Source organism: Microbacterium lushaniae, assembly GCF_008727775.1.
Lineage (GTDB): Bacteria > Actinomycetota > Actinomycetes > Actinomycetales > Microbacteriaceae > Microbacterium > Microbacterium lushaniae.
In genome coordinates, this window is record NZ_CP044232.1 from 3,622,151 (window position 1) to 3,637,954 (window position 15,804).

Here is a 15,804-nt window from a genome sequence, read left to right on the forward strand (position 1 = left end):
ATTGCGGCAGTGAAGGCCGCGGGGTCCTCGAGGTTCGGGTAGTGCGCACCGGGGTGATCACGAACTCTCCCTGCTGCCCGCTTGGATGGCCGGTGGCCGATCCCACGTACCTGTGACCCGGTGTCGATGCGCGCGGATCTTCCTCCCGCGTCCCGGCGGGGTTAGCGTGAACCCACGCTCCCGCCCGGCGAGGAGCGCGGCACGAGCCGCCTGACCGGAGAGGGTCAGAGATGACCGAACAACAGCCATACGAGGTCGTACGCACGTTCGCCGAGTTCGAGCTGCGGCACTACCCGGAGCATGCCGTGGCTGAGGTCATGGTCGACGGCCGGTTCGAGGATGCGGGCAATCGCGCGTTCCGGTACCTGTTCTCCTACATCAGCGGCGAGAACGAGCCGGCCGAGAAGATGGCGATGACCGCTCCGGTCGTCCAGGAGAGGCAAGGCACGAAGATCGCCATGACAGCTCCCGTCGTCCGGGAACCGATCGACGGCGGGGCCGACACCCCAGACAGCGGCGACTACCTGGTCGCCTTCGTGCTTCCCGCCGCCCTCACCGCGGCGACCGCTCCGCGCCCCACCAATGCCAGGGTCCGCGTGCACGCCGTCCCCGAGCGCCTCGTCGCCGCGCTGCGCTATCGCGGCCGGTGGACGGAGGACGCGTATGAAGAACATCTCGACCGGCTGCGCGCGGCCCTCGCGGCGGAAGGACTGGCTGCGACGGGCGACGCCCGGTTCGCGCGGTTCGATCCGCCCCTGTGGCCCGCCTTCCTCCGCCACAACGAAGTGATGCTGGATGTGTCCGGGCAGGCCATCAAGGAGGAGGAAAGGGGATGACCCCGTCATACGACGACCCCATCATCGAGGAGTTCCGCGCGAACCGCGGCACCGTCGGCCGTTTCGGCCGGAGTCTCGTGCTGCTGCACCACGTCGGCGCGAAGACCGGCACCGAACGCGTCTCGCCCGTCATGGGCATCCGGGACGGTGAAGCATGGCTGATCACCGCCTCCAAGGCGGGGGCTGACGAGCATCCCGCCTGGTACCGCAACCTCCTCGCGCATCCCGATGTCGAGATCGAGACCCCCGACGACGGGAAAGTCGCGGTGCACGCGACCGACCTGGTCGGCGCAGAGCGGGATGCGGCGTGGGCGCAGTTCCTCGCGGCAAGCCCCGGGTTCCGTTCCTATGAGCAGCGCACCACGCGCATCATCCCGGTCCTGCGGCTGTCGCCGCGCGACGGCTGACTTGCGACCAGCGAACGCCTGGCGACATCGCCGACCTTCTCGCGCTACGGGGCGGCAGCGAGTCGCTGGAAGAATCCGTCGATCTGCGCCTCGACGGTGCCGACGGCATCCGCCTGATCACGCCCCTCGACGGTGAACGAACTCTCGATGACCAGCAGCACGTCTCCGCCCGAGACCGCCCCGCGGATGTCGAACCGCGGGTCACCGACGCGCCCGTCGAGATGGATGAAGCGGCCCTCGTACAGCTTCAACTGACCGCTCCACCCCTCACCCGCGACGTCGATGACCTCGCCGCGTCCCCTCACGCCGTAGTCGTAGCCGTATTCGGTCGCCTTCGGGGCGGTATCGAGATCCCCGACGAGCCCACCGTAGTCACTCGTGTGCTCGGCCACCGCGGCCTGCGCCGCCGCCTCGTCGGGCTGGATGTACGCCCGCAGCCAGAGGTGCTCGCTCCACTCCCCGCCGGGCACGAGGAACCGATCGCGGCCGTCACCCTGCGGGACCACACCCTCGGGCAGCGCGAGATCGACGCTCAGCGAGGCATCCTGACCTTGGCGAGCATCCTCGCACGGCGGGTCTCCGGGGCACCGAACCGACACCTGGTGGCCTGGCGGGAGGTCACTCTCGGTCGGCAGGGCCGCGGCGAGCCGACTCACCGTAGTCACCCTGGGCGCATCGGTGGGATCGATGGTGGCAAGGCGCTCGAGATAGTCGGCGACGGCCTCCGCGCAGTCGGCCTCCGCAAGGCCGTCGGCGTCCACGGCGTAGCGCTGCGAGCTGCAGGCGATGAGCGCGGAGTCGTGGACGATGGCGAGGAGCGCCGACTGGCGCTCAGCGCTCGGGTCGTCTTCCGGTGCGGTGAGCACCGAGGTCCACTGACCCTGCACCCCCTCCCAGCCTGTGATCTCGATGTCGTCAGACTCCCCGGTTCCTGTCTCACCGGCGGTGAAGCCGTCCTCGATCGACTCCGGAGCGATGTCGAAGTCTCCCGTCCTCGCAGCGGCCCGGTCGCGCTTTTCTGCCAGCGCCTCCTGTGCCGCATCGGCATCGGGGTAGAGCGCGACGTTGAACTCGAAGTACAGTCCGCCCCAGACCTCCGGCTCTGCCGCGTCAGACGGAGCCGGGATCGAGGCGAGCAGCATGACCTCGTCATGGTCGGATGCCGGGCCGCAGTACTCGCCGCCGGGACAGCGACGCTCCATCACGAAGCCCGCAGGCAGCGCATCGGGGCCGGGAAGCGCCGCGACAGCGTGGTCGAACGAAGCGACGGCGACCGCCACTTCGGAGGGAGCGGGGGCCCCACCACTGCGACCATCCTGTGTCGCGCTGCATCCTGCGAGTGTCAGCAGCGCGAGCAGCGCCGCGCCCGCCCGCAGCTTCGTCGTCGTGATCACGTGCATGCCCCCGTTGGATGCCGCTGAACCGGCCTGCCTCACGTTAGAGGTGCGACTGCACGGAACACAATTCGCACAACTCCACGCCGGTCCTCGCGGACCGACCGCAAGCCGCCACCGCCGTCCCCACGGTCTTCAGAGGGGAGGTGCGTCCCGCCGTCCCCGCCACGTGACGAGCCGGCTCACTCCACGTCGCCGGTCGACGGCCTGATCTGGCTCAATCGTCTCTTGAACGCCAGGAACCCGGTGCTCCAGGCGACAGCCACCGCGACGGAGCCCGAGCTGGCGGCAACCATCCCTGCCGCCGATCCGTTCGCCGCCGACAGAATCCCCCAGGCGACCAACGCCGTCAGTGCGATCACCGACCCTGCGACGAGCCAGCCCATGCCGGCGTGCAGGCGACGTTCCTCACTCCTGGTGGCGTTCGACCGCTCATACTGCACTCCGTCGCTCATAGCGGCGACGGTACCCGTGCCGGGGCCCTCGCAACTCCGCCGCGCGACGGAGATTCTGCCCGTCCTGCCGCGGGCACCCCGCGCCCCGGCGCGCGTCAGCGGCTGAGGGCGGCCTCGGCCTGCAGCCGGCCCAGCTTCTCGGGGTTCGCAGACGTCCATCGGCCCCGCCCATCCCTGGCATAGCGGGCGATCGGTCGAAATGTCCCGATGGACATCGCGTGGACACGTCCACTGCGAGAGGGACAACTCCGAAGAAGACCTGCAAACCGACAGCCCGCTACATCTCCGGGGCCATGTCGGTGAAGCGGGAGTAGTGGCCCTGGAAGGCGACGGTGATCGTGTCGGTGGGGCCGTTACGGTGCTTGGCGACGATGAGGTCGGCCTCGCCGGCGCGCGGCGCCGCCGTGACGGTGACTGCTGCGCCCAGAGGATCCACGTCCGCGAGTGGTGGGGTCGTCATGCCGCCGATCAGAGACCGTGGCGACTGAGGAACCCGCGCATCGCGGCAGTGAAGGCCGCGGGGTCCTCGAGGTTCGGGTAGTGCGCACCGGGGGTGATCACGAACTCTCCCTGCTGCACGCTGCTCGCCAACCGTCGTCCCATCCGCAGGTGGTCCTTCCCGTCCTGGGCGCCGCAGAGCGCGAGGACCGGCACGTGGATGGCCCGTAGCCGATCCCACGTATCTGCGACGGGAGTCGGCGGCACGGGCGGAAGCGGCACACCGTTGCCGTCCAAGCGAAGGTGGTGAGCGAGGGTCTCCCGTGCCATCGTCTCGACCAGATCCCAGACCTCGCGGTTGAGCTCCTCCCGTGTGCGTTCGGGGCCGGAGGTGAACGCCATGAAGCCGTCGATCCATCCCTCGAGATCGCCCTGCTGTTCGGCCGACCGCCAGCGTTGCAGGGCGCTCAGGCACCAGGGGTCGTCGTACGCCGGCTCGCTGGTGCCCGTACCGCTGACGACGAGAGCGGCCACGCGGTCGGGGTACTCCAGCGCGACGTCGACCGCCGTGCCCCCGCCCATGGACAGCCCCGCGAGCACGGCTTGTTCGATGCCGAGGGCGTCGAGCAGATCCACCACGTCGTCCGCGAGGCGATAAGGGACGTCGGCGTCAGATGATCCGCCATGCCCCCGAGCATCGGGCGCGATGACGCGCCGCTCGGGGAAGGCGTCCAGCTGCGGGTTCCACATCCGACGGTCTACCGCACCGCCATGGAGGAAGACGAGTGGGGTTGCGTGTGCCACCCCACCAGATGCTTCGGCGTACGTGATCTCCTGGTCGTCGAGGTCGAGGTGGTTCGGGTTCGGGTTCGGGTTCGGTGACATGACAACCAAGGTGTCATTATTGAGGACCGTTTGGCAACCCAGGTGTCATGATGGTGGTATGCCTGCAGCCCTCCGTCCCGACGACCTGGCCAAAGGTCTCGCCCAGATCTTCGTCGCCATCGGACCGGTGTACCGCAAGGCGGCGCGGGTGGTGGAAAGCAGCGAAGCCGCCAGCGGGATGTCGGTCGGCGTGCGCGCCGTGCTCGACCACCTGTACCGCGAGGGCGAGCGGACCGTTCCCCAGATCGCCGAGAGCCTCGAACTCAGTCGGCAGTACATCCAGCGCATGGTCAACGATGCGTCTGGGGACGACTTCGTCGAGCTCGTCGCCAATCCGGCACACCGTCGCTCGTCCCTCGTGCGACTCACAGGAGACGGCCGAACAGCGATCGAGCGGGTGGTCGCCCGCGAGCACGAGGTCATGGCACGCATCGGCGGAACGCTCACCGCCACCGACATCGAGGCGACCCTGCGAGTGCTCCGGCACATGCACACCGCGCTCGACGAGCTGACCGGCTAGGAGATCAGGCCGGCGCGCACTCCCGCGCTTCCCGTCATACCGGCCTCTCCGTGGGGTATTCGCCTCCCGCCGGTCCGCGGGCAACCGCGACGACCGAGGTGAGGCTACCCCCAAGGGCGCACACGGCCACCGTGGCAGCGAGGGGTGCGAGGGGCAGGGCGCCGACGCCGCCGGTTCCCGCCCCGACCATAGCGGGCAGCGCGGAAAGAAGCGACACCAAGACGGCCACCGCCGCTCCCGTCAGGACCGCGGCCGAGGTCTGCGCCGCGACCGTGCTCATGGTCTGTGCGCGAGTCTCGCCGACGAGCCGAAGCGCGACCAGCTCGCTGCCCCGGATCGATGTCGAGGCCACGACCGCACCGCACACCGCGATCGTGGCGTAGACGGTCACCATCATCACCAACAGAGCAAGGAACGCAGGGTTCATGTTGCTGCTGTCGGTCGGGTCAGAAGTGGAAGCAGCCCCTGCCTGTGCCGCATTCAGCACCACGCCAACCGAGAATACGATCGCCACCGCCAGCGTCACTGGCGTGGCAACGGCTGCGCTCCGATGCGCCTCACGGTACAGATCCCGGCCGGCATAGAAGAGAGCTCCTGTGGACCGGGCAAGGGTGAGCCGCGCGAGTGGGGGCACGATCACCGGGGCGAGGATGACGAGGATGCTGACGAGCAGAACCTCCGTGGTGAAGGTGCTCACGAGGCTGCCTGACGACGTGCGGGACCACAGCCACACCACCGGCACCGAAAGCAGCAGCGCCCCCATCACGCGCGACACCTTCACTCCCCTGCCCTCCGCTGTTCCTCGGCGGACAGCATCCGCTGGACGGATCCGGGCAGAACGCCATGCAGACGGCACCGTTCCCACACACCCCACCGATACCGCGAAGCCACACCCCGCGAGCACGGCAGCTGGGTTGAACGGGAGTGAGTAGTTGCTCGGCATCATCCCGCGAGTAGCGAGCCACGCTGCCAGAACGGCGGTCAGAGGCGGAGTGATCAGACTTCCGCCGACGCCGGCTACCAGCGACGTCAACAGACCCTCCGCAAGCAGCATGCGCCGTATCTGCCCGGGCGTGGCACCTACGGTGCGGAGCAGCGCGATCTCGCGGCGGCGCACAGTCACGGTGAATGCGGCAGACCCGGCCACGATGACGACAGCCATGAACCACACGCACACGGCCATCACGCTGAGCAGGTAGCCGCCGGCGACCGCGGCAGCCCGGTCCGAAGCCGACGCCCCGGTCGACGATGCCTGAGCAGCGATCGTCACAGTGATCGCTGTCATCGTGAATGCGACGCCGAACCCTTGGGCGAGGATGGAGCCGGCCACCCCCGCGACCCGGCGGCCAGAGATCCAAATCGCAACCCTAAGCATGCGTGATTCCCGCCTCGAGTGCGGCGACGCGAGCCGAGATCCGCGAAGGATCCGGCTGGGGGATCCAGCCCGCGATTCGACCGGCGTTCAACAACATGACCGTGGACGCGTACGCGGCGGTGTCTGCATCGTGCGTGACGAGGAGGACCGTCTGACCCCGCGTACGGCTGAGATCTCGCAGGTACTGCATGACCGAGCGCGTGCTGGGAGCGTCGAGCGCCCCAGTGGGCTCATCGGCGTACAAGACCGCGGGACGGGTGATCAGCGACCGGGCGATGGCGACGCGCTGCTGCTGACCGCCGGACAACGCAGCGGGACGGTGCCGCGCGCGGTCGGCGAGCCCCACCGCGTCAAGGGCCTCGAGGACCTCAGCCCTACGCGTTCGGCGACCGGCCAACCGCAGGGGCAGCTCGACATTCTGCGCCGCCGTCAGCGACGGCAACAGATTGAAGCTTTGGAAGACGAAACCCATACGGGCGCGCCGCAAGCGGGTCCGGCTGGCCTCGGACAGCGCTCCAAGCCACCTTCCGTCGACGGCGACCCGCCCGCTGCTGACGCGGTCAAGGCCGCTCGCGCACTGCAGGAGGGTCGACTTCCCGGATCCCGATGGCCCCATCACCGCTGTGAAGCTTCCGGGCGGAAAAGTGACGCTGACGCCGTCCAGGGCCACGACCCTGCGTCGTCCGCGCCCGAACTCCCGCGTCACCTTCGAGAGGAGGACGGCTCCAGGAGCCAGATGAGGGTCCGGTGTCTGATACTGGCGCGGGTCCATGGCCAGGATTCTCGCCGCCCGCGCCCCTGGGCGTCATCCTTCCCGAAGCGTAAACAACACGGGTTTCTTACCTCTGCCGGCGGATGCACACTACGCGGGACGGATGAGCAGGAATCGGCGCCCGCGCGGGCCCACGCGAGCACCACGGCACCGCGGACGGCCACCGGTTCGGTTATGAGGATCGCGATCGGTGGCTTTGCAATTTCGATCAGTTGCGGCGCATTCCGTGCGACGGCGCCAGTTGCGGCCGCTCATCGCGGGCACGCATCTCGACGGAACTGTTCGAATCGACCGGCTACATCTCCGGGGCCATGTCGGTGAAGCGGGAGTAGTGGCCCTGGAAGGCGACGGTGATCGTGTCGGTGGGGCCGTTACGGTGCTTGGCGACGATGAGGTCGGCCTCGCCGGCGCGCGGGCTGTCTTTCTCGTAGGCGGCCTCGCGGTGCAGCAGCACCACCATGTCGGCGTCCTGCTCGATCGAGCCAGACTCACGGAGGTCGGACAGCGCGGGCTTCTTGTCGGCGCGCTGCTCGGGTCCACGGTTCAGCTGCGACAGCGCAATGACCGGGCACTGCAGCTCCTTGGCGAGGAGCTTGAGCGCACGCGAGAACTCGCTGACCTCCTGCTGCCGCGACTCCACGCGCTTGCCGCTGGTCATGAGCTGGAGGTAGTCGATGACCACCATCTTCAGCCCCTCGCGCTGCTTGAGCCGCCGGCACTTCGCGCGGATCTCCACGAGGGTCATGTTGGGGCTGTCGTCGATGTAGAGGGGAGCGTCGTTGATGCGACCGCGCGTGGCCGCGATCGTGGTCCAGTCGCGGGAGTCCAGCGTTCCCTTGCGCATGCTCTGCAGGGGGATGGCGCCCTCCGCGCTGAGCAGGCGCATGGCGATCTCGCTCCGGCCCATTTCGAGGGAGAAGAAGATCGTCGGCTGGTTGTGCTTGATCGCCGCCGCGCGGGCGAAGTCCAGCGCAAGAGTGGACTTACCCATAGCCGGGCGGGCGGCGATGATGATCATCTGGCCGCCATGCAGGCCGTTGGTCAGCTGGTCGAGGCCGGCGAACCCGGTGGGGATGCCGGTCATCTGGCCGTCTCGCCCGCGGGCGGCCTCGATCTCGTTGACCGCGGCATCCACGGCCGTCGTCAGCGGAACGTAGTCTTCGGCGGTCTCCGCGCCGGAGACGTTGTAGATCTCCGCCTGCGCGTTGTTGACCAGGTCCAGCGCGTCGCCCTGCCCCGAATACCCCATCTGCACGATGCGCGTGCCGGCCTCCACCAGACGGCGAAGCAGAGCCCTTTCCGCGACGATCGAGGCGTAGTAGCCGGCGTTGGCTGCGGTGGGGACGATGGATGTCAGCGTGTGCAGGTAGTCCGCACCGCCGGCGCGCTGCAGCTCGCCGGTCTTGATGAGCTCGTCGGTGACCGCCACGACATCGGTGGGCTCACCGTGCGAGTAGAGGGAGAGGACCGCCTCGAAGATCAGCTCGTGCTTGGGGATGTAGAAATCCGCGCCTCGGAGCGTCTCGATGACATCGGCGACCGCATCCTTCGACAGCAGCATCCCGCCGAGGGCGCTCTGCTCGGCGAGCAGGTCGTGAGGGGGCGTGCGTTCGGCCTGGCGGGGTCCGCCGAGGCGCTCTTCCGAGATGTCGGCGATCGACACGCGCTCTCCATTCTCCGTCGGGCACGGGTGGGTCCATCAAGGCAGCATGAGACACCGCTGGGAGCACTCGTCTCCGGGCACGCGTCATCCCGCGTTCCTATCGGAACACAGACCCCCGACACGGCCTCGTCGACCTGCAGCGGCTCGTCCTTGATGGACTGCACCCACGCTATGTACGGGTCAGACCCCGCGCAAACCGGGCTGTGGATAAGTCTGTGGAGGAACTGCGCGAAACGCCGTCGCACCTGTGCACAACGCCTGTGGACAACCGCGGACAACTTTTGGATCGAGTGCACAGAATCGCCGCTTGACCAGGCACTTCTCTGTCCACAAGGGCTCACCGTCGATGTGGTTTAAGTGTGGGTTGAAGGTTCGCCGATGCGGGTGGAGGGTTGTGTACAAATCGGGGGATAACGGCGTGCTCGTAGTGACGATCGAGGTCGCTGTCAAGTCGTCTTGGGCCCGCGGTGCTGCTGGTCGCGAGACTCCTCCCCTTCCGCCCAAGGTGCACGAAAACGCCGAGTGTGCACCAGAAACGGTGCACGCTCGGCGAGGTGATGCACTCTCGGCGCCACGCGCCACGCGACACGCGACACGCGACACACGCCGCGCGCCACACGCCGCCGCGGAACGACGGATGCCGCGGACCACTGGGGTCCGCGGCATCCGGGGGCGTCCGACGGGGCGGACGCTGCGCGCGTTACTTCGCGGCGACCACCTGGAGGGTGATCACTGCGGTGACGTCGTCACGGAGGCGGATCGTCGCCTCGTGCTCACCGATCGCCTTGATGGGCGAGGTGATGTGGATCTTGCGCTTGTCCAGGTCTCCGAAGCCGGCGGCCTTGACCGCGTCGGCGACGTCGCCGGTCTTGACGGAGCCGAACAGGCGCCCTTCGGCACCCGCCTTCACCGACAGCTTGACCTTGTTGGACTCGAGCGTGTTCTTCAGGGACACGGCCTCTTCGTGGTCGTGGATCGCGCGGGATTCGCGGGCCGCCCGGATGGACGTCACCTGCTTCTCGCCGCCACGGGTCCACGCCACCGCGAAGCCCTGGGGGATGAGGTAGTTGCGGGCGTACCCGTTCTTGACCTCGATCACGTCGCCGGCGCTTCCGAGCCCGGCGACCTCATTCGTGAGAATCAGCTTTGCCATGCGGGTGCCCCTTAACGGCCGGCGCCGGCGTAGGGCAGGAGCGCCATTTCGCGCGCGTTCTTGATCGCGCGGGCGATCAGACGCTGCTCCTGCACCGAGACACCGGTGATACGACGGGCGCGGATCTTCCCACGCTCCGAGATGAACTTGCGGAGGGTCGGGACGTCCTTGTAATCAATGACGCCGACGCGGGTCGGCTTCGCGGGAGCGGTGGGCTTGCCACCCTTCCGCGGCTTGCGGCGGTCGCCGCTTGACTTTCCAGCCATCTTTCCTTCTTTCGTATGGAACGCGGATGCTGCGGCTCACTGCGCACGCGGCATCCGGCGTGAATCAGAACGGGGTGTCGTCCCCGTAGTTGCCGGGCGCAGACCATGCATCCGCACCGCCGCTGGCACCGCCGCTGGCACCGCCGCCGGCGGAACCGGGCGTGGACCACGGCTCATCCGCGGCGACCTGCTGCTGACGCGGCTGGCCGCCTCCGCCGCCTCCACCGGAGCTGGCCGCGCGCGTCACCTGTGCGGTGGCGTAACGCAGCGAGGGGCCGATCTCGTCGACCTCCAGCTCGATCGAGGTGCGGTTCTGGCCCTCGCGGTCCTGGTAGGAACGCTGCTTCAGGCGACCGGTCGCGATGACCCGCGCGCCCTTGGTGAGCGAACCCGCCACGTGCTCGGCGAAGTCGCGCCACACGGATGCGCGCAGGAACAGCGCCTCGCCGTCCTTCCACTCGTTGGCCTGACGGTCGAACGTGCGGGGGGTGGATGCGATGGTGAAGTTCGCCACCGGCAGCCCGTTCTGCGTGTAGCGCAGCTCGGGGTCGGCCGTGAGGTTGCCCACGACGGTGATGACGGTTTCGCCGGCCATCAGGCGTCCTTCTGGGCCGTCCGGGTCTCGGCGGCCGCCGCCTTGCGGGCGGCCTTGGCCTCCTTGCGCAGCGCCTCGGAGGCGACGAGCGCGATGGCCTCTTCGGCACGGAGGACCTTGGTGCGCATGATCTGCTCGTTCAGCTTGAGCTGACGGTCCAGTTCCTGCGTGGCCTCGCTGCTCGCGGTGAAGTTCACGACGGCGTAGATGCCTTCGGTCTTCTTCTTGATCTCGTACGCGAGACGGCGGCGGCCCCAGATGTCGATGTTGTCGACGGTGCCTCCGTCGGTCGTGATGACCTTGAGGAAACCATCGAGCTTCGGAGCGACCTGGCGCTCGTCGACCTCGGGGTCGAAGATGACCATGAGTTCGTACTGGTGCGTCACTAACCCACCTCCTTCGGACTAGAACGGCTGACGGGCATTTCCCGTCAGCAGGAGGGTGTGTGCATGTCGTCCGGGTGAGAGCGCGCAGAGGCGTCGCCGGACAACCTTCACAGTGTATCGGATGGCACTGCCGTGTGCACGTCGGCGACCTCGCGCCATCCGTGAGACACCACTTTCCGTCCGAGACACCGCGCGACGCGGTATGTCTCGGGCGGAATGTGGTGTCTCACCGGGCCTTGCTCGATAACGTAAGGCGCATGCTGTGGACCGCCGACCATGCCGCCCCTGAGGACACCCGCCTGCCGAGCGGCCGTCGGGGGGCCCGCCCGTGACCGCGCCGGCGCCGGTCGCCTTCGACGCGCGGCCACTGACCGAACCCGTCGACCGGGCGGCGGTGAAGGAGTTCGCCCGCGAGCTCCGCTCCCAGGGGAAGGCGCCCGCCGGGATGGGGGTCGTAGCGATCGTCGCGTTCGTGGTGATCGGCGTATTCATGCTGGGCGTGTTCGGTTCGATCTTCACTGCCCTGGGGGGCTTGATCCTCAGCGGTGGCGGGTTCGCCTCACTGTTCGTCGTGGCCCCGTTCCTCTTCATCGGCGGCATCATCACGGTGGTGCTCGTGGCCATCATCCGCGGCAGCGGCGGGGGAGGGAGCGCTGGTACCGGCTGGACCGTTTCGCGCGCACGAACGGCATGAGCTTCCTCCCCGCCGTCGCGGCGCCGTCTCTGCCGGGGCTGATCTTCGGGCGCGGCAGCTCCCGGGCGTCCAGCGACATCGTCCGGGGATGCAGCCGCGCTTCGTCGAGTTCGCGAACTACCGCTACACGACGGGATCCGGCAAGAATCGCACCACTCACAAGTGGGGATACGTCGCGGTCAAGCTGGACACGCCCCTGCCGCACATCGTGCTCGACGCCATCGGCAACAACGGCCTGTTCGGCGTCTCCAACCTTCCCGCGGCGTTCGATCGCGACCAGCGCCTGAGCCTCGAGGGCGATTTCGACCGCTACTTCTCGCTGTATTGCCCGGCCGATTACGAGCGCGACGCGCTGTACCTGTTCACGCCCGACATCATGGCGCGCTTCATCGACAACGCCGCCGCCCTGGATGTGGAGATCGTCGACGACTGGCTCTTCCTGTACGCCAAGCGCGACCTGTCCACCCTCGATCCGGCGACGTGGGCGTGGCTGTTCTCGGTGGTCGCCGCCCTCCTCGACAAGTTCGACCAGTGGGCCCGGTGGCGCGACGACCGGCTGGCCCATGCGCCGATGGCCGCCGCGGATGGCGATGCCGCGCCCGCCGGCGCGGCCGCCGCACCGATGCTGACCCCGCCTCCCGCCGGTGTCGCTCCCGGAGGACGGCGGCTCAAGCGGGGCTTCTCGTGGGGGACGGTGGTGGTGATCGTCCTGGTGATCGCCTGGTACGTGGTCAGAGGCGTGATGGGGTCACTGGGGGGCTGACGAACGCCGTCGGAGATTCGCACCGAGGTCGGAGGATTCCGGCCGCATCATCCGACGCCGGGACGAATCTCCGACTTTGCGTGCGACGCCACGGCCGCAGCGCGGCGGATGCGGCGGATCGGCCGCAGCGCGGCGGGTCAGCCGCGCGCGGCCCACCACTCCCGCAGGCGCCGTTCGGCCTCCTCCTCGCCGAGCGGGCCCTCGTCCAGGCGCAGTTCGAGCAGGAACCGGTATGCCTCGCCCACCTCCCGGCCGGGGGGGATGCCGAGGATCTCCTGGATGCGGTTGCCGTCGAGGTCGGGACGCACCGAGTCCATCTCCTCCTGCTCGCGCAGCGCGGCGATGCGGGACTCGATGTCGTCGTACGCGCCCGCGAGACGTGCGGCCTTGCGCTTGTTGCGCGTGGTGACGTCGGCGCGCGTGAGGATGTGCAGCCGTTCGAGCTGATCCCCGGCATCGCGGACGTACCGGCGCACCGCCGCATCCGTCCACGCCCCTTCGGCGTACCCGAAGAAGCGCAGGTGCAGCTCGATGAGGGTCGCGACCGAGCCGATCGTGTCGGAGTCGAATCGCAGCGCCTGCAGGCGCTTGCGCGCCATGCGGGAGCCCTTGACGTCGTGATGGTGGAAGGTGACGCCGCCGCCGGGCTCGAGGCGTCGCGTGGCGGGCTTGCCGATGTCGTGCAGGAGCGCGGCCAGCCGCAGCGGCACGTCGGGGGCGGCGCCGGGATGGCGCGCGTGCTCGAGCTCGATCGCCTGACGCAGGACGGTCAGCGAGTGCTCGTAGACGTCCTTGTGGTGGTGATGCTCGTCCACCTCGAGCCGCAGGGCCGGCACCTCCGGCAGGAAGCGCTCCATGAGCCCGGTGTCCACGAGGATCCGGATGCCCCGCACGGGGTCGTCGGTGGTGAGGGTGCGCACGAGCTCGGCCTGAATGCGCTCGGCGCTGACGATCGAGAGGGTCTCACCCAGCTCCGCCATCGCGGCGAGGGTAGCCGGATCGACCTGGAACCCGAGCTGCGACGCGAACCGCGCCGCCCGCAGCATCCGCAGGGGATCGTCGCCGAAGCTCACGGCCGGCTCGATGGGAGTGCGCAGGCGACCGGCGATGAGATCCTCGACGCCGCCGGTGGGGTCCACGAGCGTCTTGCCCGGCACGCGCAGCGCCATGGCGTTGACGGTGAAGTCGCGGCGCGAGAGGTCTTCCTCGAGCGTGTCGCCGAACTCGACGGTGGGTTTGCGCGTGATCCCGTCGTAGCTGTCGGCCCGGTACGTCGTGATCTCCACCTGCTCGCCCGAGACGCGCGCGCCGATCGTGCCGAAATCGCGCCCGACGTCCCAGCGCGCGGAGGAGATGGGCGTGACGATGCGCAGGATCTCGTCGGGGCGCGCGTCGGTGGTGAAGTCCAGATCGTGGGTCTCGCGTCCCAGCAGCGCATCGCGCACGGGCCCGCCGACGACGGCCAGTTCGTGGCCGGCGTCGGCGAAGGCGCGACCCAGGCGGGCCACGACGGCGGAGTCGGCGAGCGCGTCCAGGCGCGCGACACCCTCGGCCATGTTCAGCATGCGTCGAGCCTAACCGCGGCCCGGGGCCGGGTCAGTCGGCGAAGCGGAGGAAGCCGGTGAAGGCCAGTTCGCGCACACGCGGGAGGAGGTCGGAGCGCAGCGCCGCGGCATCCACCTCCAGCAGCTGGGCGATCGCATCGACGAGGACGCCCACGGCGAGGTCGCCGTCGCTCGCGCCTACCAGCGCGGCGAGGCCGGGATCCACCGCCAGCGCCCGGCCGAACCCGCCGCCCTGGCGCAGCTCGATGACCGTCGGCGCCTCCTCGCCGGGGCGGTGGTGTCGCGCCTCGGTCACATCCGGCGCGACGAGGAAGCGGGATGCCGCCAGCGCGTCGTCGTCCAGCCCGGCGAGCCGGTCGTGCGCGGCGAGGGCACCGGCCAGGTGCGCCCCCGGGGCTGACTCCACCGTGCCGGCCACCCGCTCGTACCGCGCGAGGGTCGGGGCGCCGTCGGCGGGCCGGCGCAGCAGCACGTATCCGAAACCGATACCGGTGACCCCGCGTGCGGCGAAGTCGTCCAGCCACGCGTCGACGAGGTCGGCGAACTCGGCGCTCCCCGGCACCGTCCCGCCGTCGCGCACCCACAGCTCGGCGTACGCGAGGGGGTCGAGTCGTTCCCGCTCGATCACCCACGCATCCAGCGGCACGGCCGAAGCCTCCACCCACCCCCGGACGCGATCCAGCCCGTCGTCGCCGTCGCGGCTCTCCCAGTTCCCGAGCAGCTGGGCGACGCCCCCGGGGGTCAGGTGGGCTCCGGCGCCACCGATCACCTCGGCCACGAGCGCGTCGCCCACCCGCCCGCCGTCGCGGTATTCGTAGGCGGGCACGCCGGCACGCCGCGGCGTGATGACGAACGGCGGATTCGTCGCGATCCGGTCGAACCGCTCTCCGGCCACCGGGTCGAACAGGCTCCCCGCGCGCACGTCGATGCCGTCCACGCCGTTGAGGAGCGCGTTCAGCCGCGTGAACGCCAGGGCGCGCTCCGACACGTCGGTGGCCACGACGCGCGACACGCTCCGCCGCATCCGCAGGGCCTGGATGCCGCATCCGGTGCCCACATCCAGCCCCGTCTCCGCCGCATCCGGCAGCTGCAGCCCGGCGAGGGTGAGGGATGCCCCGCCCACGCCGAGCACGTGGTCCTCCGGCAGAGCGCCGCCGCCGCGTGCCGCCTCGTCGAGGTCGCTCGCGATCCACCACTCGCCGTCGCCGGCGTGGTCGGCGAAGGACTGCGGGCGCACCATGGCCGCAGGGCGCACCGTGTCGCCGGCGATCTCGGCCAGACCGAGCCGGGCCAGGCCCTCCGCGCCGGTGGCGGGGAGGGCCGCATCCACCGCCGCACGCGGCTGGGCGACCCCGAGGCCCAGCAGGCGCGCGAGCACCGCCAGCGCGTCGGTGCGCTCCCCGAGCGCGCGCAGGGCGGGCCGGCGCAGGCCGCGCGCGATCGCGTCGTCCGCCTGCGCGGTCCACGCCGAGCGCAGGCCGTCGGAGGTGAAGCCGGCGGCGCGCAGATCGGCGGCGAGGGCCGCGGCGAGAGCGGGTTCGGGGTGCGGGAGCATCCGTCCATTCAATCGCCCCGCGAGGCGCACGGGCCTCTCGGAGGCGGCGCCCTTAGAATCGCTGCGGTGCGGTCGCCCTCCT

Annotated in this window: 17 protein-coding genes and 1 pseudogene; 5 read left to right on the forward strand and 13 right to left on the reverse strand. The window is 69.6% G+C overall.

The window, feature by feature from the left end; genetic code table 11:
* Positions 1-230 precede the first annotated feature (230 nt).
* Both F6J85_RS17435 and F6J85_RS17440 read left to right on the forward strand, forming a co-directional pair.
* Complete coding sequence (locus F6J85_RS17435; protein ID WP_150927015.1) at positions 231-836, forward strand: SOUL family heme-binding protein; 606 nt, start codon at positions 231-233, stop codon at positions 834-836.
* On the forward strand, positions 833-1,243 hold the full coding sequence (locus F6J85_RS17440) for a nitroreductase/quinone reductase family protein (protein ID WP_150927016.1): 411 nt from the start codon (positions 833-835) through the stop codon (positions 1,241-1,243). The genes F6J85_RS17435 and F6J85_RS17440 overlap by 4 nt, the downstream gene beginning before the upstream one ends.
* A 44-nt stretch (positions 1,244-1,287) precedes the next feature.
* Here the strand turns inward: F6J85_RS17440 and F6J85_RS17445 are convergent, their stop codons facing one another.
* The 4 genes and pseudogenes from F6J85_RS17445 to F6J85_RS17460 all read right to left on the reverse strand — a co-directional run bounded on the left by F6J85_RS17445 (position 1,288) and on the right by F6J85_RS17460 (position 4,415).
* Entirely contained in the window at positions 1,288-2,643 is a 1,356-nt protein-coding gene (locus F6J85_RS17445) for a hypothetical protein (RefSeq protein ID WP_150927018.1), read from the reverse strand.
* 176 nt (positions 2,644-2,819) lie between these two features.
* Positions 2,820-3,092 (reverse strand): hypothetical protein, encoded by a 273-nt coding sequence (locus tag F6J85_RS17450; RefSeq protein ID WP_150927020.1) that lies wholly within the window; start codon positions 3,090-3,092, stop codon positions 2,820-2,822.
* Between the two features lie 277 nt (positions 3,093-3,369).
* Positions 3,370-3,492, reverse strand: a pseudogene (locus tag F6J85_RS17455) (DnaB-like helicase C-terminal domain-containing protein); the annotation flags it as partial.
* Positions 3,493-3,560: 68 nt separating this feature from the next.
* Positions 3,561-4,415: an alpha/beta fold hydrolase gene (locus F6J85_RS17460; protein WP_150927022.1), complete on the reverse strand. Its 855-nt coding sequence runs from the start codon at positions 4,413-4,415 to the stop codon at positions 3,561-3,563.
* 58 nt (positions 4,416-4,473) lie between these two features.
* On the opposite strand from F6J85_RS17460, the gene F6J85_RS17465 reads away from it, so the two are divergent.
* On the forward strand, positions 4,474-4,935 hold the full coding sequence (locus tag F6J85_RS17465) for a MarR family winged helix-turn-helix transcriptional regulator (RefSeq protein WP_150927024.1): 462 nt from the start codon (positions 4,474-4,476) through the stop codon (positions 4,933-4,935).
* Between the two features lie 34 nt (positions 4,936-4,969).
* Here the strand turns inward: F6J85_RS17465 and F6J85_RS17470 are convergent, their stop codons facing one another.
* The 7 genes from F6J85_RS17470 to rpsF all read right to left on the reverse strand — a co-directional run bounded on the left by F6J85_RS17470 (position 4,970) and on the right by rpsF (position 11,145).
* Positions 4,970-6,265, reverse strand: coding sequence for an ABC transporter permease (locus F6J85_RS17470; protein WP_191906681.1), 1,296 nt, complete (start codon positions 6,263-6,265; stop codon positions 4,970-4,972).
* 37 nt (positions 6,266-6,302) lie between these two features.
* Positions 6,303-7,082: an ABC transporter ATP-binding protein gene (locus F6J85_RS17475; protein WP_150927028.1), complete on the reverse strand. Its 780-nt coding sequence runs from the start codon at positions 7,080-7,082 to the stop codon at positions 6,303-6,305.
* Between the two features lie 295 nt (positions 7,083-7,377).
* Complete coding sequence (gene dnaB, locus F6J85_RS17480) at positions 7,378-8,745, reverse strand: replicative DNA helicase (protein ID WP_150920567.1); 1,368 nt, start codon at positions 8,743-8,745, stop codon at positions 7,378-7,380.
* Positions 8,746-9,445: 700 nt separating this feature from the next.
* Positions 9,446-9,898 (reverse strand): 50S ribosomal protein L9, encoded by a 453-nt coding sequence (rplI, locus tag F6J85_RS17485; RefSeq protein WP_150927030.1) that lies wholly within the window; start codon positions 9,896-9,898, stop codon positions 9,446-9,448.
* Between the two features lie 11 nt (positions 9,899-9,909).
* Complete coding sequence (rpsR, locus tag F6J85_RS17490) at positions 9,910-10,164, reverse strand: 30S ribosomal protein S18 (protein ID WP_135070581.1); 255 nt, start codon at positions 10,162-10,164, stop codon at positions 9,910-9,912.
* A gap of 64 nt (positions 10,165-10,228) precedes the next feature.
* Positions 10,229-10,759 (reverse strand): single-stranded DNA-binding protein, encoded by a 531-nt coding sequence (locus F6J85_RS17495; protein ID WP_150927033.1) that lies wholly within the window; start codon positions 10,757-10,759, stop codon positions 10,229-10,231.
* Positions 10,759-11,145 (reverse strand): 30S ribosomal protein S6, encoded by a 387-nt coding sequence (gene rpsF / locus F6J85_RS17500; RefSeq protein ID WP_150920258.1) that lies wholly within the window; start codon positions 11,143-11,145, stop codon positions 10,759-10,761. The genes F6J85_RS17495 and rpsF overlap by 1 nt, the downstream gene beginning before the upstream one ends.
* A gap of 328 nt (positions 11,146-11,473) precedes the next feature.
* On the opposite strand from rpsF, the gene F6J85_RS18240 reads away from it, so the two are divergent.
* Both F6J85_RS18240 and F6J85_RS18245 read left to right on the forward strand, forming a co-directional pair.
* The gene (locus F6J85_RS18240) at positions 11,474-11,839 is read left to right on the forward strand and encodes a hypothetical protein (RefSeq protein WP_338037095.1); all 366 of its coding nucleotides are present in this window, start codon (positions 11,474-11,476) and stop codon (positions 11,837-11,839) included.
* 88 nt (positions 11,840-11,927) lie between these two features.
* Entirely contained in the window at positions 11,928-12,602 is a 675-nt protein-coding gene (locus F6J85_RS18245) for a hypothetical protein (protein WP_338037096.1), read from the forward strand.
* Positions 12,603-12,739: 137 nt separating this feature from the next.
* Here the strand turns inward: F6J85_RS18245 and F6J85_RS17510 are convergent, their stop codons facing one another.
* Positions 12,740-14,167: a CCA tRNA nucleotidyltransferase gene (locus tag F6J85_RS17510; protein ID WP_150927035.1), complete on the reverse strand. Its 1,428-nt coding sequence runs from the start codon at positions 14,165-14,167 to the stop codon at positions 12,740-12,742.
* Positions 14,168-14,198: 31 nt separating this feature from the next.
* Positions 14,199-15,722, reverse strand: a complete 1,524-nt coding sequence (locus F6J85_RS17515; protein ID WP_150927037.1) for a DUF7059 domain-containing protein — start codon at positions 15,720-15,722, stop codon at positions 14,199-14,201.
* Positions 15,723-15,804 lie beyond the last annotated feature (82 nt).